Source organism: Neomesorhizobium albiziae, from assembly GCF_900114255.1.
GTDB classification, from domain to species: domain Bacteria; phylum Pseudomonadota; class Alphaproteobacteria; order Rhizobiales; family Rhizobiaceae; genus Neomesorhizobium; species Neomesorhizobium albiziae.
Genome location: NZ_FOSL01000005.1, coordinates 168506 through 183103 on the forward strand (window position 1 = coordinate 168506; position 14598 = coordinate 183103).

Genomic DNA, 14598 nt, shown 5'->3' on the forward strand with positions numbered 1-14598 from the left:
TCGCGGTGGCTTCAGGCCGACTTGCGGCGTTCGCCACGCGCCACTGTCCTGGTCGGCACGGCGGGCAGCGCCTCCATCACGCGTGAGGGCGGGAAGATGGCGATGGCCTCGGTGCCTTCGCGCAACCTAGAGTGCAGCTGGAACTCGCCGCCCAGCATGGCAAGCAGGCCCTGAACGATCGGCAGGCCGAGGCCGGTTCCCTGTTCGGCGCTCTTGATGGCGATCGAACCCTGCCCGAATGCCGACAGCACGATCGGGATCTCGTCCTCGGGAATGCCGGGACCGTTGTCCTTGACCGAGACATACTGGCCGCCGCCCGCCGTCCAGCCGACCCGCACCAGGATTTCACCGCCGCTGCCGGTGAATTTCACGGCGTTCGACAGAAGGTTCAGCGTTATCTGCCGCACCGCCCGCTCGTCGGCGAAAAGCCTCGGCAAAACGCTTTCGAACTGCTTTACGATGCGGATGCCCTTGTTGCGGGCCTTCAGTTCCATCAGTCGGCAGCACTCCTCGACGGTGTGCAGCACCGTCACAGGCTCCTCGTTGAGCTGGTAGCGGCCCGCCTCGATGCGCGACAGGTCGAGGATCTCGTTGATGACGTCGAGCAGGTGCTGGCCGGAGCCGTGGATGTCATGCGCGTAGTCCCGGTAGGTCTGGTTGTTCATCGAGCCCAGCACCTCGTTCGCCATCACCTCCGAGAAGCCGAGAATGGCGTTGAGCGGCGTGCGTAACTCGTGGCTCATCGAGGCAAGGAAGCGCGATTTGGCGAGATTGGCTTCCTCGGCGCGGCGGCGGGCCTCGTCCGACATCGACTTCGCCGTCTCCAGTTCGGCGATCAGGCCGTCAACCTCGCGCCGGAACGACATGAGCATCAGCGCCGCGCGGTTCATGTTGGCCGCGACATGGGAGAAGAAAGGCAATGCAAGAACCAGAAGGCCGGCCATCACCGCCTCGACCGGCATCCACAGGCGGGCGCCGGCGATGGCGTAGGCGGCCACCGGAAAGGCAAAGGTGACCACCAGTGTGCGACGGAGCGACGAGCCGATCAGCGCGGTGGCGGCGATCGCCAGCAGCAGCACAACGGCCTTGAACACCGAAAACTGGTCGATCGAGCAGCCGTCGCAACCCAGCTGCGCGAAGTAGGCCCAGCCCAGTCCACTGAGGAAATGGCCGGCCAGGAAGTAGGCGCGGGTCGGCCCGGGATCGATGGCCGAGGCTTCCGATCTGTCGACGCGTCGTGCGAAATAGGCGAGACATGCGTAGCAGGTGAGGGTGAGCAGCGCCCAGAGCAGGATTTCGTTGCCCATGCCCGAAAACAGCCCGACGATCGAGATCGAAAGAACCAGCAGCGGGATCGCCGTTGCGCTGCGCACCATGGCGCGAGCGTGCAGCTTCAAAAGCTCGCTTTCGAAGGCCGGATTGCCCGCCTGCTGCGAAAGACGGTCGCGCGTCTTGCGAACCGCCCGGGAGACATCGCTGTTGCGATGCGTTTTCCTGCGGTCCACAATAAATTTGTCAGCCGTATTCGAATGATGGAACGGCATTGGGGGTTTCAATTTTCGCGCGTATCGATACGCTTGCAGCCTAGTTCTGAATGATTAACGGTCCCTTCAGCATATGAGCCGGTCCTGGTCTGTACGATACCGCCGCGGCGCACCGCGCAGCCCGTTCCGAAAATTCCTCGATTATGGACTGACCGCCGCGTTTCTCGGCCTGTTCATCGTGGTCGCATCGCGCCTCGACCGGGTGGGCGCGAGCCACGCGACGGGTGCCGCGGTCGTCAACGATGGAGACTCCCTGACGCTGGGCAATGAGCGTGTGCGCCTTCGCGGCATCGATGCGCCAGAGTTCAACCAGACCTGTGAAAAAGCCGGCTCAATATATCCTTGCGGGCGCCGTTCGCGCGATTCGCTGAACATGCTGGTGCGCGGCAAGCAGGTGTCATGCACGGGCTGGGAGCGTGACCGCTACGGGCGTTTGCTCGGCACCTGTTCGGCGAGCGGAACGGAGCTTAACCGGACACAAGTCGAGAACGGCTGGGCCGTCGCCTATGGCGACTATTTCGACGAGCAGGACGTGGCGCAGGGCGAAAAACGCGGTCTCTGGGCCGGTTCCTTTGAAACGCCGCGCGACTGGCGCGACACCCACGGCGGAATGGTCGAAGGCGAACACGATTTCACCAGCAGGATCTGGAATTGGCTGCGCCAGATATTCCACTTTTCGTAACTCTGTGAAGCGACAGGGAGGCGCGTGATGAAACTCTTCGACGGGGGCAGGGCGCCCAATCCCCGGCGCGTTCGCGTCTTCCTCGCCGAAAAGGGCATTTCCGTGCCCCTGGTGCCGGTCGACATGGGGGCGCTCGGCCATAGGCAGGAGCCAGTGGCGTCGCGTAATCCACTGCGTCGGCTGCCGGTGTTGGAGTTGGATGATGGCACCGTCATCACGGAATCGGTTGCGATCTGCCGTTATTTTGAGGAGTTGCAACCCGAGCCGCCGCTGTTGGGCACCGGTGCGCTCGGCAAGGCGCTGGTCGAGATGTGGCAACGCCGCATGGAGCTCAACCTGATGCTTCCGGTCGCTCAGGCCTTCCGCCACATCCATCCGGCAATGAAGGAGTGGGAGGTTCCGCAGGTACCTGAATGGGGCGAGGCCAACAAACCCAAGGCGATCGAATTTCTGCGCGTGCTGGACAAGGAACTGGCGGATCGCGAATTTGCCGCCGGCGACGCCTTTTCCATCGCCGACATCACCGGCATGATCGCCGTCGACTTCATGAAGCCGGCGCGCATCCAGTTGCCGGAGGAACTCGCAAACGTCACACGCTGGTATGCAGCGTTGCGGGCGCGCCCGAGCGCTGCGGCCTGAGTTGCGCATGTGACCCCGGAACTCGAGCGCCTGACGGCAAGGATCCGTGCTTGTCGCATCTGTCGTGACAGCCCGCTCGGCAAGCCGCTGCCGCACGAACCGCGGCCGGTTCTCATCCCCTCGTCAACGGCGCGCATCCTCATCGCCAGCCAGGCGCCTGGAACCAAGGTCCATGTCACCGGCATGCCTTTCACCGACGCATCCGGCGACCGGCTGCGCGATTGGCTGGGGGTCACTAGCGCGGAGTTCTATGATCCCGACCTTTTCGCTATCGTCCCGATGGGGTTCTGTTTTCCCGGCCAGGACGCCAATGGCGGCGACCTGCCGCCGCGCAGCGAATGCGCACCGGTCTGGCGGGCGCCCTTGATGGAACTGATGCCGCAGGTCGACCTGGTTTTGACGATCGGTCTTTACGCGCAGGCCTGGCACATCGGCGCCGCCCGAAGCGCCTCGCTCACTGAAACCGTGAAGAACTGGCGGCAGGTCTATAACGTCACCTCGGCGCCGAAAGTTATCGCGCTGCCGCATCCCTCATGGCGCAACACAGGCTGGCTCAAGCGGAATCCCTGGTTTGAAATGGAATTGCTGCCTTTCCTTAAAACGGAAATTCGCAGTCGCCTGACCGGTGTTGGGAAAAAGACCGTACCCTCTTAGTGTTGCTGCCTGAGAATTTCTTTCTTGCAGGGTATCGCCACAGGGGACAGAATAGCATTTCATTCTACTGGAGCTTCCGATGGATCGCCTGGACCGAAAAATTTTGCGCCTCCTGCAGGAGGATGCGACGCTCGCCGTCGCCGACATCGCCAAGAAGGTCGGCCTGTCGACGACCCCATGCTGGCGACGTATCCAGAAGCTCGAAGAAGAGGGCGTCATCAAGCGTCGCGTTGCCATCCTCGATCCCGAGCGGGTCAACACGCGCGTCACCGTTTTTGTCTCGATCCGCACCAATTCGCATAGCCATGAGTGGCTGCGGCGGTTCTCGGAGGTCATTCAGGACTTCCCCGAAGTCATTGAATTCTATCGCATGAGCGGCGACGTCGATTACCTGCTGCGGGTGGTCGTGCCTGACATCGCAGCCTATGACGCCTTCTACAAGCGCCTGATCGCCAAGATCGAGATCCGCGACGTGTCGTCGGCATTCGCCATGGAGCAGATCAAATACACCACTGAACTCCCGCTCGACTACATGGTGATCGACAAGGAAACGGCGTCGTCGGCCGCCTGATCGAAGTCCGGGTTATTTTTTCTTGTTGAGGAATTTCCACGGCGTCGCTTGCGGCGCCGTGACCGCGTCGGGAACGCCGTTTGCCCTGGCGACTTCGGCCTTGCCGACGCTGTAGCCGGATTCGATCACCGTCACGCCATCGAGAATGAAAAGCTGTGTTTTTTCGAGACCGGGCTGCAGCTTCCCCGTCACCGACACCGGTTCGTAGGCTTCGCGCATTTTGAAAGGTTTTGCCGGCGTCACCAGGACAACCTGGTTGGGTGCTGGCGGCGGTACATGGCTGCACATGCCCGTCAGCGGCAGGAGCATGAACTCGTAGACCATGTCACCGTCGCGATCGACCGGGAATGCGTAGCCGGTCAGCGATATCGTCTTGTCCTGCAAGTTCCAGGACAGCGCTCCGTCATGCTCCGGCTGGGCAGTAAGCGACGACATGTCTGGAGCCTTCGGCGCGGCGCCGGCCGGCCTGAGGTCGCGCCAGAAGATGTTCTGCGCGGCAAGCGCGTCTGCGATGCCGCTGGTTGCCGCGATGCCGGCTGCCAATGCGCAGGCCAGGAATTTCACACGATAGCGCAACAACCGTTCTCCACCGCCACCGCATAATTCCTTAAATCCGGATCATTTAAGGATAAAATTATGCAGAAAATCAAAGTGCTACAACGACCTTTGCATGTTTGAAAAACATGCACGGCGCTGTAGGTCGAAACTAAAACGCGCTGCGCCGTTTGCGTCAAGCTGGGGGGCGCCCGCGTCCGCCGGTCAACCGCCCATTTATCGCCCTGCTTTCGCGGCCAGCCGCTCGAGCTGTTTCGGATCGGTGAGTTCCTTTACCGCGTCCTTGCCGATCCAGCGCGCCGCCTTGTCCTCGGAAGCCGCCAGCTTTTCGGCAAGCGCCAGGGCAGGGGCATGCAACGCCATCGAACGCTTGCCGATCTGGCGCAGCGCCCAGTTGACGGCTTTCCTGACGAAGTTGCGGTTGTCGGTGGCATGTGCCTCGATCAGCGGCAGGAAATCCAGAAAGGTTTGCTCTGGTTCCTTCTTCCGGTGAACGACAGACCAGGCCATCATCGAAAAAGCCGTGCGCCGCACGAATTCGCGCTCGTCCTCGGCAAATTCCCTGATCAGGTCGCGCCAGGCGTCGGTGTCGACAAACAAGTCGGAAACGCCGTCGACGATATCCCAGGAATCGAAACTTGAAGCCCATTGCCTGGCGTTTTCGGCGGTGAACCGCTTGGGGTCGGCAGTCACCGAAGCGATGAACCGCGCCTCCATGATGCCGGTGTCCCAGAGCTCGAAGGCGCGCTCATGGTTGCGCTTGATTTGCTTGGCGATCTGCCGTTGCACGCCATGCGAAATGCCCAGCGCGCGTTCGATCCTGATGCCATAGCGCAGCATACCCTGGCGGTTTTCCTCCGAGCCGATGGAGCGCAGGTGCGCAACGATCTCGGCGGCGCCGGAGGATGGTGAGAGCGCCATTTGCGGATCGGGCTATTTCTCGAGCCGCGCCAGCAGCGAGGACGTGTCCCAGCGTTTGCCGCCCATGGTCTGCACGTCCTTGTAGAACTGGTCGACGAGCGCGGTCACCGGCAGCTTCGCACCGTTTCGGTCGGCCTCGTCCAGGCAGATGCCGAGGTCCTTGCGCATCCAGTCGACGGCAAAGCCGAAATCGTATTTGCCGGCATTCATCGTCTTGTGGCGGTTTTCCATCTGCCAGGAGCCGGCAGCGCCCTTGGAAATCACCTCGATCACCTTCTCGATGTCGAGGCCCGCCTTCTTGCCGAAATGGATGCCTTCGGCGAGGCCCTGCACGAGGCCGGCGATGCAGATCTGGTTGATCATCTTGGTCAGCTGCCCGGCGCCGGCAGGCCCCATCAGCCCGACCATGCGGGCATAGGCGTCGATCACCGGCTTTGCCCTGTCGAACGTTTCCTGTTCGCCGCCGACCATCACTGTCAGCAGGCCATTTTCGGCGCCCGCCTGTCCGCCGGATACCGGCGCGTCGAGGAAGCCGAGGCCGCGCTCCGTGGCGGCTGCCGCGAGTTCGCGGGCGACTTCGGCCGAGGCGGTGGTGTTGTCGATAAAGATCGCGCCCTTCCTCATCGAAGCGAAGGCGCCGTCCGCGCCTGTCGTGACCGAACGCAGGTCGTCGTCGTTGCCGACGCAGCAGAACACGAAATCCTGGTCCCTGGCTGCTGCGGCAGGCGTTTCGGCAAATGCGCCGCCATGTTCTGCGACCCATTTTTGCGCCTTGGCCACGGTGCGGTTGTAGACGGTGACGTCGTGGCCGCCCTTGTTCTTCAGATGGCCGGCCATCGGATAGCCCATCACGCCGAGACCCAGGAACGCCACTTTCGCCATGCTTTCAAACCCTTCCGGAACGCCCAAGGATGTTTGCCGCAAGGTCTAGGCCATCCGGAGCGTGCGTCAAGGTTTGGGCGCTGCTGGATCAACGTTTCAGGTGGACGGTGATTGCCTTTTCGATCCATTCGATGGCGTTGCGCAGGATTTCCACCATCGAGAGATAGATCAGCGCCGCCCAGATATAGGTCTGGAAGTCGAAGCTGCGGGAATAGGCGCGCCGCGTTTCGCCCATCAGATCGTAGACGGTGATGATGGCGACGATCGCCGAGCCCTTGATCATCAGGATGATCTCGTTGCCATAAGGCCTGAGCGCTACGATCAAGGCCTGGGGCAGGATCACCTTCCACAGCGTCTGCATCTTCGAAAGGCCAAGGGCCGACGCGCCTTCCCACTGCCCGCGCCCCACGCTTTGGATGGCGCCGCGCAGGATTTCAGCCTGATAGGCGGCGGTGTTGAGCGAGAAGGCGAAGACGCCGCAATTGAAGGCGTCGCGGAAGAACCACCACAATCCGACGGCCTCAAGCTGCGGCCGGAACGAGCCAAGCCCGTAATAGATCAGGAAGGTTTGTGCGATCAGCGGGGTGCCCCGGAAAAAATAGACGTAGCCGTATGAAAGCGCGTTGAGCAACCGGTTCTTCGACATGCGCGCATAGGCGATCGGCACCGACAGGATGGCGCCGATGACGATCGAGATGCCGACCAGCTTCAGCGTGATCCAGAGGCCGGAAAGATAGGACGGCGCATAGCGCGCAAACAGTTCCGGGTTCCAGGCGTAGATCATGTAGACGACGAGGCCGATGCCGACCAACGCCCACAGCCCGACCAGAATTGTGCCGACGATGCGCGCCCGGGGCCAGCCGCGGGCTGCCGGCGGCGGCCTGTCCACCACGGCGACATTGCCTGTCGCGCCGCTCATCGATGCAACTCCGCTTTGCCGGCCCAGCGTTCGATGGCTGAGAAAGCGAAGGAAGAAAGGATGGCAAGCACCAGGTAGATCAAGCACGCGGTGCCGAAAAACAGGAATGCCTGTTTGGTCACCCGGGCGGCGATGCCGGTCTGCCGCAGAATGTCGGCCAGTCCGATGACGGAGACCAGCGCTGTGTCCTTGAGCAGGATAAGCCACAGGTTGGAAAGGCCGGGCAGCGCGATGCGGATCAGCTGCGGAAAAATGACCAGCCGCATTGTCTGGCTGTTGGAAAGGCCAACCGCGTAGCCGCCTTCATACTGGCCGTTGGGGATGGCTCGGAAAGCCGAGAGAAAGACCTCGCTGGAGTAGGAGGAAAGCACCACCGCCAGCGCGACCATGCCGGCGACGAAGCTGTTGATCTCGATGCTGGCGTCGGGGTTGAACAGGCGCATGACCTGCTGCAGGCCGATCTGGACGCCGAAATACACCAGGAACAGGGTCAGCAGTTCCGGCAGGCCGCGAAAGATGGTCGTGTAGATGTTGCCGGCGAGCCTGAGCGAGGGTTCGGGCGATTTCTTCGCAATGGCGATGAAAAAGCCGATGAAAAGCCCGATCGGCAACGTCGCCAGCGCCAGCGAAATAGTCACCAGGACGCCGCGGGCGATGTCGTCGCCCCACCCCTCCGGCCCGAAACTCAAGAGGGTCCAGGCATCCATGTCAGATCATGTCCCCATTTCCCACGGGCTTTGCGCCCCTTGTGGGAACGGCGGGTTTTGCCCGCCGCTCCTTTTCGACATCGCACTTCTTACGAAGACTCGTCGCCGTAGACGTCGAACTTGAAGTACTTGTCGTTGATTTCCTTGTACTTTCCGTTCGTGCGGATGGCCTTGATGGCGGCACTGAACTTTTCGGCGAGCGCGGTTTCGCCTTTGCGGACTGCTATGCCCGCGCCGGGCCCGAAGATTTCCACCGGTTGCGGTTTCGGGATGCCGAGAAGTTTGCAGCAGGCGCCTTCCGGCGTGTCCAGAAATTGTTGCAGCACGACCACGTCGTCCTCAGCGGCGTCGACGCGGCCATTGGCGATGTCGAGCTGATATTCCTGCGCGGTCGGATAGGCCTTCACCTCGCTGTCTGTGAAAGTTTTCTCGGCGTAATTGAAATGCGTCGTGCCGCCTTGCGCACCGATGCTCTTGCCGGCAAGCGCTTCCTTGGTAGCGTCGGTGATAGTGCTGTCTTTCGCCACCATGATTGCGGATGGTGAGTTGTAGTATTTCTCGGAGAAGTCGACCTTTTCCTTGCGCTCGTCGGTGATCGACATCGAGGCGATGATGGCGTCGAACTTGCCAGCCTGAAGCGCTGGGATGATGCCGTCCCAATCCTGGGTGACGAATTCGCACTTCGCCTTCATCTCGTCGCAAAGCGCCTTGGCGATATCGATGTCGAAGCCTTCCAGCTTGCCGTCGGCGGTCAGGTTGTTGAAGGGCGGGTAGGCGCCCTCAGTGCCGATCTTCAGGGTCAGTTCCTGCGCGTGGGCTGCGCCCAGCGACAGGGCGAACGCGGCAGCCGAGGCGGCCAGAGCGATACGCTTGGAAATTCGCATGTTGTTCCTCTCTGTTGTGGTTCGAGCCGCGGCCAGTCTTGCTGCGGCCTTGGGCGACGTGGTGTTTTGTCACCCGCTGAAACGATATTCCCATTGTTTTTCAACAAAAAGCAATCGCAAAACCACGCATTCAAAAGAAGAAAAAACCAGGAATCCCCTAGGGAACGCGGGTGGCGGTCTACCCCCGCGCCGGTTTCAGGCCGCTCGCCTTTTCGATGAACGTGGCGATTTTCGCTACGTCGTCGAGCCGGAAAACCGGCACGGATTCGCCGTCCACTGGGTGGTCGGCGGCCACCGCGACGATTGCCGGATCGCCGGCCGAAAGCGGCGTCCGGTCCTTGGCGTCCAGCCGGCGCGCTTCGATCTTGGGATGCGCTTCGCGCTTGTAACCCTCGACCAGCACCAGGTCGCATGGCGACATCTGTTCCAGGATCGCGTCCAGCGTCGGTTCCTGATCGCCACGCAATTCATGCATCAGCGCCCAGCGCCGGTCTGAAACGATCGCCACTTCGGTCGCACCGGCGGCGCGATGGCGGAAACTGTCGGTGCCCGGCTGGTCGATATCAAAATCATGATGTGCGTGCTTGACGGTCGAGACCTTCCAGCCGCGTCGCGCCAATTCCTTCACCAGCAGCTCGGTGAGCGTGGTCTTGCCGGAATTCTTCCAGCCGGTGATGCCGAAGACGCGCTTGCTCACAGCTTCCACTCCCGGCAGATCGTCTCCGCCGTCGCCAGGTCGTCGACGGTGTTGATGTTGAAGAACGGATCGACGCTATTGCCGCCGGCAGTTGCCAGGGGGAAATCCACCACAACATAACCCGCGGCTTCGGCGAAGGACATGACCCTTCGGTTGGCGGCCAGGAAGCGCTTCAGATCGCTGCGCAAGCCGAGCGGCCACAAGCCGAAGACGGGATGGATTCTGCCTGCCGAAGCCGCCAGCACGATCTTTTCGCCCGCGCCGGCGGCTTCCAGCATCCGGTCCACCATGTCCGCGGGAAAGAACGGCGTGTCGCCGGCGATGCTCACAATATGCGGGCTTTCAGAATCCTGCGCCCATTCCATACCGGCCAGGATGCCGGCAAGCGGCCCTGCAAATCCTGAAACCGTATCGCCGATCACCGGCAGCCCGAAGCTTTCGAAGCGCTGGGGATCGCCATTGGCGTTGATCGCGAGCGCCCCGGCCTGCGGCGCAAGGCGTCCGATCGCGTGCGCCATCAATGGCCGGCCGGCGATGGGTCGCAACGGCTTGTCACCGCCGCCCATGCGGGTCGAAAGTCCGCCGGCAAGGATCACAGCCGGGATTTTGCCGCTCATCTGACTTCACCTGCCTGCCGCGAAACATGCATGACGTAGAGCGTCGACACAACTGCGGCGGCGGACGAGAGGAACATCATCCAGAGCAGTGGATAGGGACCTGTTTCCGGCGACAGGAGTGCCGCGGCGAGAACGGAAAGTACCGCTCCGCCGCCAATCTGCAGCGCGCCGCCGAGACCCGATGCAGAGCCGGCGAGATGCGGCTTGACGCTGATCATGCCCGCGGTGGCGTTGGGCAGCGTCACGCCGTTGCCGACGCCGGTGAAGAAGGCTGGACCGAACAGCGACAGCGGGTGATTGTAGCCGGCGAAGAACAGCGCGATCGAAAACAGCATGCCGGCCGCGGAAATTAAATTGCCGCTCAGCATCATGCGGTTGATCCCGATCCTCGTCGACAGCCTGCCGGCCAGGAAGTTGCCCAAGAGATAGCCGACCGAGATGATGCCGAAATAGACGCCGTATTGTGAGGGCGTCAGCTTGAGGATTTCCGAGGCCACGTAAGGTCCGCCACCGATGAAAGCGAAGAAGGCGCCGGAGGTGAGGGCGGCGGTGAACACGTAGCCCCAGAAGCGGCGCGAGGTCAGCAGTTCGGGATAGCTGTGGAACTGGGCGGCAAAACTCGCCGACCGGCTGCGATTGGTCTCGCCCATGTCGAGATGGACGAGACCAAAAACGACCAGGCCGAATGCCAGCGTCAGCACGAATGTCGACTGCCAGCCGTAGATCTCGTCGAGCACGCCACCAATCATCGGGCCGATCATCGGCACCAGCGCCATGCCCATGGTGATGTAGCCGATCGTGCTTGCCGCCTCGCTAGCCTCGACCGTGTCGCGAACGATGGCGCGCGACAGTACCATGCCGGCCGTTGCAAACGCCTGCAGCAACCTGCAACCGAGCAGGAAGCCGATTGTCGGCGCGTAGATCGCGGCGACCGAGCCGATCAGGAAAATCGTCATGCAGACCAGCATGACCGGCCGCCGGCCGAAGCGATCGGAGGCCGGTCCGATCAGGAGCTGGAGAACTGCGGAGGCCACGAGGTAGAGCGAGACGGCAAGCTGGACTACCGCATAATCGGCCTCGAAATGCCGCGCCATGCCCGGCATCGACGGCAGGAAGATGTTCATCGACAGCGCGCCGACCGAAGCGGCGAGCACCAGGGTCAGAATGTGGGGCTGGGTTCTGCGGTCGAGGAATGCTGCGGCCATCACATTCCTTCCGGCGCCATTGCCGGCGCCGTGCTTTCCGCCGCCGGCCGGGTTCTTCCGACGATGCGTTCGCGGTAGAGCGCATAGAGCCCGGACCCGACGACAATGGCCGCGCCCGCGATCATCGCCTTGTCGGGAACGTCGCCGAAAACCAGGTAACCGAGAAGGATCGCCCAGAGCAGCGCGGTATAGCGGAATGGCGCGATGAACGAGATATCGCCTGATCGCATCGCCAGGATGATGAACTGGTAGCCGACGAGAAGCAGCATTGCCGCGCATGCCAGCGCCCCGACTTCACCGCCGGTCATTGGCGTCCAGCCGCCCAGTGGCACGACGAGTAGGGCACCGCTCAGCGCCACCGCCGAGGCGGTCATGGTCGAAACCAGCAGGGTTGGAATGTCGGTCGGTATCTTTCTCGTCGCCAGGTCGCGCACAGCGCAGAATACCACGCACAACAGCGCCAGCAGCGAATAGGCGCTGAAACCCTCGAAACCCGGGCGAACGATGATCGTCACGCCGGCAAAACCGGCGGCGATGGCCAGCCAGCGCCGCCAGCCGACGGTTTCGCCGAACACCAGCGCCGCCCCCATGGTGACGGCAAGTGGCAGTGCCTGCAACACGGCCGAGACGTTGGCGAGCGGAAGATGCGCAAGCGCGAAAAGGAAAGACACGGTCGCCGCGACTTCGCAGAATGTGCGGACCGCCAGCGTACGGTCCAGCACGTGCGAGGGTTTGCGCAACGCGCCCTGATGCCACGCGAGCAGGGCGATCAGGGCTGTCGCGAAAAAACCACGCACCAGCATCACCTGGCCTGCGTTCATCGCGCCGGTCATCGTCTTGGTGATCGCGTCGTTGGCGGTGAAGCCCGCCATCGAAACAACCATGAACAAGGCGCTGCGTGAATTCGGCGAAAGAGGCAAGGTGCAATCCGGGATTGGAAGTCCACCTGCCATGTAACAGCCAGCCGCGAGACAGCAACGCTATTCGACTGGACCAGCCGGGCAGGGCAGAACCAATGCCCGGCAGTGACGGCCACGTTTAGTCTTGAAAACCCCTATTGCGGCGTCAGCACTTCGGTGCCGCTGCCGTCCTTGCCGGCAATCGTCCAGAGACCATCGAGGCTGCCGTCCGCGCCGACCTTGTAGACGACGAGGCCGAACACATCGCCAAGCACATAGGCGGCGGCGAAGGCGTTGCCATTGCGCGAGCAGATGCCTTCCGACGTCGTACCCCCGGTCACCCAGTGGATGGTGCAGGTGGTGTCGCTGGTGAGCTTGATTTCGGCGGTGCCGCTGTAATTGGAGCCGTCGAGGTTGGTTCCTTCGACACTGTACATTCCGCCGATCGACTGTGCCGAAGCGGGCGCTGCAAGACATAGTACAATGAACGCGACTGCTGGAAGTCTCCTCATGATTTCGCCTCACCTGGCGCGATCGTCCACAACAGGCCACATTATTTTAGCGTGCGCCGGCGGTAAATCAGCCAGAGCTAAATCATTTGGAGTGCTTTGGAGAGTTTTTTCGAGGCGATGCCGCCGCGCCGCGTCAGCCGCCGGTGACGCTCATGTGGCGCGAGACCGCGGGCCGCCTGGTGCGGCGGTCGATGACAAAGTCGTGGCCTTTCGGCTTGCGGCCGATGGCTTCGTCGATGGCGTTGGACAGAAGCTCGTTGCCCTCGGACTGGCGCAGCGGCGCGCGCAGGTCGGCCGCGTCCTCCTGGCCCAGGCACATATAGAGAGTGCCGGTGCAGGTCAGCCTCACGCGGTTGCAGCTTTCGCAGAAATTGTGGGTCATCGGCGTGATGAAGCCCAGCCGCCCGCCGGTTTCGGCGACTTCGACATAGCGCGCCGGTCCGCCGGTCTTGAACGGTATGTCGGTCAGTGTGAACTGGCGTTCGAGGTCGGCGCGCAGCAGCGACAGCGGCAGGTACTGGTCGGTTCGGTCGGCATCGATCTCGCCCATCGGCATCGTCTCGATGACGGTCAGGTCCATGCCGCGGCCGTTCGCCCAGCGCAGCATGTCCGGCAGTTCGGCGTCGTTGAATCCTTTGAGCGCCACCGCGTTAAGCTTGATCTTCAACCCGGCGGCCTGCGCGGCGTCGATGCCTTCCATCACTTTCGTCAGGTTTCCCCATCGCGTGATGGCATGGAACTTGTCGGCGTCCAGCGTGTCGAGCGACACGTTGATGCGCTTGACGCCGCAATCGGCCAGTTCGGCGGCAAAACGCGACAGTTGCGATCCGTTGGTGGTCAGCGTCAACTCATCCAAAGCGCCACTTTCGAGATGGCGCGACAACTGGCGAACGAGGTGCATGATGTTTTTGCGCACCAGTGGCTCGCCGCCGGTCAGCCTGAGTTTCTTCACGCCTTTTTCGATGAAGACGGTGCACAGCCGGTCGAGTTCTTCCAGCGACAGCAGATCCCGCTTCGGCAGGAAAGTCATGTCTTCCGCCATGCAGTAGGTACAGCGGAAGTCGCAGCGATCGGTCACCGACACCCGCAGATAGGAAATCGCGCGTCCGAATGGGTCGATCATGCCGTTGCCATGAAAAGCCATGCTATCCGTTCTGATCTCAGCTTCCCGGTTCAATTGAGCCGGCTCCCTTCATGTCGTTCAACTCGGCGCGTCATTCAAGGCCGCCGGCGTTGTCCTTTGGTAACATCTGGGTGGCCAGCGGCGCAATGGCGGCCCTTTGGACCAGTCGAAGGGCGATCTCAGCGTTTTTCCCGGCGGTAGGTCATCGCCATCGAGAAACAAAGCGCCAGCGGCATTTCCGGCAACGGCGTGGAAAGGTCGAGCAGGATCGCGCGGTTTCCTTCGAAAACAAGCTCTTCCGGAAACAGGCTGCGGAACGTATCGACCAGCGTTGTCTTGCAGTTGAAATACACCGCGCATTGTTGCGGCCGGGACGCCTTCCAGCCCAGTCGGATGGTGCTGCCGCTGCGCGAAACCTCCGTCAGATAGGCCGGTTCTCCCCATTTCAGGGTTTCGGTGAGCGGGCCGACGCCATCCGTCGTGGCAGCGGTGTCGAAGATCAGGCGCCGCAAGGCAAGCAGCCTTTCCCGCGCCGCAGCCGGGCAGGCGTCGAAGACCGCCGCTACATGTGCCGGCATGGCAGACAT

General features: G+C 62.2%; 18 protein-coding genes. 4 read left to right on the forward strand and 14 right to left on the reverse strand.

Translation table 11 applies throughout. The features are described 5' to 3' along the window. Positions 1-11: 11 nt before the first annotated feature. Entirely contained in the window at positions 12-1544 is a 1533-nt protein-coding gene (locus tag F3H98_RS11020) for a sensor histidine kinase (RefSeq protein ID WP_149760191.1), read from the reverse strand. 73 nt (positions 1545-1617) lie between these two features. Between F3H98_RS11020 and F3H98_RS11025 the strand changes: the two genes are divergently transcribed. The 4 genes from F3H98_RS11025 (at position 1618) to F3H98_RS11040 (ending at position 4090) form a co-directional block, all read left to right on the forward strand. Next, positions 1618-2226 carry a thermonuclease family protein gene (locus F3H98_RS11025; RefSeq protein ID WP_149760192.1) on the forward strand — a complete coding sequence of 203 codons (609 nt, stop codon included), beginning with the start codon at positions 1618-1620 and terminating at the stop codon, positions 2224-2226. A gap of 27 nt (positions 2227-2253) precedes the next feature. Further along, a complete protein-coding gene (locus F3H98_RS11030; RefSeq protein WP_149760193.1) occupies positions 2254-2865 on the forward strand; it encodes a glutathione S-transferase in 612 nt (203 codons plus the stop codon). 9 nt (positions 2866-2874) lie between these two features. Beyond that, positions 2875-3519 (forward strand): uracil-DNA glycosylase family protein, encoded by a 645-nt coding sequence (locus F3H98_RS11035; RefSeq protein ID WP_149760194.1) that lies wholly within the window; start codon positions 2875-2877, stop codon positions 3517-3519. Positions 3520-3598: 79 nt separating this feature from the next. Next, the gene (locus tag F3H98_RS11040) at positions 3599-4090 is read left to right on the forward strand and encodes an Lrp/AsnC family transcriptional regulator (RefSeq protein WP_149760195.1); all 492 of its coding nucleotides are present in this window, start codon (positions 3599-3601) and stop codon (positions 4088-4090) included. Between the two features lie 12 nt (positions 4091-4102). Here the strand turns inward: F3H98_RS11040 and F3H98_RS11045 are convergent, their stop codons facing one another. The 13 genes from F3H98_RS11045 to F3H98_RS11105 form a co-directional block, all read right to left on the reverse strand. Further along, a complete protein-coding gene (locus tag F3H98_RS11045; protein ID WP_244621669.1) occupies positions 4103-4666 on the reverse strand; it encodes a DUF3299 domain-containing protein in 564 nt (187 codons plus the stop codon). Positions 4667-4861: 195 nt separating this feature from the next. Beyond that, positions 4862-5566: a DNA alkylation repair protein gene (locus F3H98_RS11050; protein ID WP_149760196.1), complete on the reverse strand. Its 705-nt coding sequence runs from the start codon at positions 5564-5566 to the stop codon at positions 4862-4864. Positions 5567-5578: 12 nt separating this feature from the next. Then, positions 5579-6448: an NAD(P)-dependent oxidoreductase gene (locus F3H98_RS11055; protein WP_149760197.1), complete on the reverse strand. Its 870-nt coding sequence runs from the start codon at positions 6446-6448 to the stop codon at positions 5579-5581. Positions 6449-6536: 88 nt separating this feature from the next. Continuing rightward, a complete protein-coding gene (locus F3H98_RS11060) occupies positions 6537-7367 on the reverse strand; it encodes an ABC transporter permease (RefSeq protein ID WP_149760198.1) in 831 nt (276 codons plus the stop codon). Beyond that, positions 7364-8074 carry an ABC transporter permease gene (locus tag F3H98_RS11065; RefSeq protein WP_149760199.1) on the reverse strand — a complete coding sequence of 237 codons (711 nt, stop codon included), beginning with the start codon at positions 8072-8074 and terminating at the stop codon, positions 7364-7366. The genes F3H98_RS11060 and F3H98_RS11065 overlap by 4 nt, the downstream gene beginning before the upstream one ends. An 89-nt stretch (positions 8075-8163) precedes the next feature. Beyond that, positions 8164-8958 (reverse strand): ABC transporter substrate-binding protein, encoded by a 795-nt coding sequence (locus F3H98_RS11070; RefSeq protein ID WP_149760200.1) that lies wholly within the window; start codon positions 8956-8958, stop codon positions 8164-8166. A gap of 178 nt (positions 8959-9136) precedes the next feature. Continuing rightward, positions 9137-9655: a molybdopterin-guanine dinucleotide biosynthesis protein B gene (gene mobB, locus F3H98_RS11075; RefSeq protein ID WP_149760201.1), complete on the reverse strand. Its 519-nt coding sequence runs from the start codon at positions 9653-9655 to the stop codon at positions 9137-9139. After that, positions 9652-10272: a molybdenum cofactor guanylyltransferase MobA gene (gene mobA, locus F3H98_RS11080; RefSeq protein WP_149760202.1), complete on the reverse strand. Its 621-nt coding sequence runs from the start codon at positions 10270-10272 to the stop codon at positions 9652-9654. Before mobA ends, mobB begins: the two co-directional genes overlap by 4 nt. Next, complete coding sequence (locus tag F3H98_RS11085; RefSeq protein ID WP_149760203.1) at positions 10269-11477, reverse strand: multidrug effflux MFS transporter; 1209 nt, start codon at positions 11475-11477, stop codon at positions 10269-10271. Before F3H98_RS11085 ends, mobA begins: the two co-directional genes overlap by 4 nt. Beyond that, positions 11477-12397 (reverse strand): DMT family transporter, encoded by a 921-nt coding sequence (locus tag F3H98_RS11090; RefSeq protein WP_149760204.1) that lies wholly within the window; start codon positions 12395-12397, stop codon positions 11477-11479. Before F3H98_RS11090 ends, F3H98_RS11085 begins: the two co-directional genes overlap by 1 nt. Positions 12398-12531: 134 nt before the next feature. Beyond that, positions 12532-12888 (reverse strand): hypothetical protein, encoded by a 357-nt coding sequence (locus tag F3H98_RS11095; RefSeq protein WP_149760205.1) that lies wholly within the window; start codon positions 12886-12888, stop codon positions 12532-12534. 133 nt (positions 12889-13021) lie between these two features. Then, a complete protein-coding gene (gene moaA, locus F3H98_RS11100; RefSeq protein WP_149760206.1) occupies positions 13022-14032 on the reverse strand; it encodes a GTP 3',8-cyclase MoaA in 1011 nt (336 codons plus the stop codon). Positions 14033-14190: 158 nt separating this feature from the next. Continuing rightward, positions 14191-14589: a DUF1801 domain-containing protein gene (locus F3H98_RS11105; RefSeq protein ID WP_342211607.1), complete on the reverse strand. Its 399-nt coding sequence runs from the start codon at positions 14587-14589 to the stop codon at positions 14191-14193. Between the last annotated feature and the right edge of the window lie 9 nt (positions 14590-14598).

Excerpts from the sequence above, each read along its gene's own strand:
- F3H98_RS11020 (WP_149760191.1), bottom strand. The coding sequence starts at position 1,544 with ATGCCGTTCCATCATTCGAATACGGCTGACAAATTTATTGTGGACCGC.
- F3H98_RS11025 (WP_149760192.1), top strand. The coding sequence starts at position 1,618 with ATGAGCCGGTCCTGGTCTGTACGATACCGCCGCGGCGCACCGCGCAGC.
- F3H98_RS11030 (WP_149760193.1), top strand. The coding sequence starts at position 2,254 with ATGAAACTCTTCGACGGGGGCAGGGCGCCCAATCCCCGGCGCGTTCGC.
- F3H98_RS11040 (WP_149760195.1), top strand. The coding sequence starts at position 3,599 with ATGGATCGCCTGGACCGAAAAATTTTGCGCCTCCTGCAGGAGGATGCG.
- F3H98_RS11050 (WP_149760196.1), bottom strand. The coding sequence starts at position 5,566 with ATGGCGCTCTCACCATCCTCCGGCGCCGCCGAGATCGTTGCGCACCTG.
- F3H98_RS11055 (WP_149760197.1), bottom strand. The coding sequence starts at position 6,448 with ATGGCGAAAGTGGCGTTCCTGGGTCTCGGCGTGATGGGCTATCCGATG.
- F3H98_RS11060 (WP_149760198.1), bottom strand. The coding sequence starts at position 7,367 with ATGAGCGGCGCGACAGGCAATGTCGCCGTGGTGGACAGGCCGCCGCCG.
- F3H98_RS11065 (WP_149760199.1), bottom strand. The coding sequence starts at position 8,074 with ATGGATGCCTGGACCCTCTTGAGTTTCGGGCCGGAGGGGTGGGGCGAC.
- F3H98_RS11070 (WP_149760200.1), bottom strand. The coding sequence starts at position 8,958 with ATGCGAATTTCCAAGCGTATCGCTCTGGCCGCCTCGGCTGCCGCGTTC.
- mobA (WP_149760202.1), bottom strand. The coding sequence starts at position 10,272 with ATGAGCGGCAAAATCCCGGCTGTGATCCTTGCCGGCGGACTTTCGACC.
- F3H98_RS11085 (WP_149760203.1), bottom strand. The coding sequence starts at position 11,477 with ATGGCCGCAGCATTCCTCGACCGCAGAACCCAGCCCCACATTCTGACC.
- F3H98_RS11095 (WP_149760205.1), bottom strand. The coding sequence starts at position 12,888 with ATGAGGAGACTTCCAGCAGTCGCGTTCATTGTACTATGTCTTGCAGCG.
- moaA (WP_149760206.1), bottom strand. The coding sequence starts at position 14,032 with ATGGCTTTTCATGGCAACGGCATGATCGACCCATTCGGACGCGCGATT.
- F3H98_RS11105 (WP_342211607.1), bottom strand. The coding sequence starts at position 14,589 with ATGCCGGCACATGTAGCGGCGGTCTTCGACGCCTGCCCGGCTGCGGCG.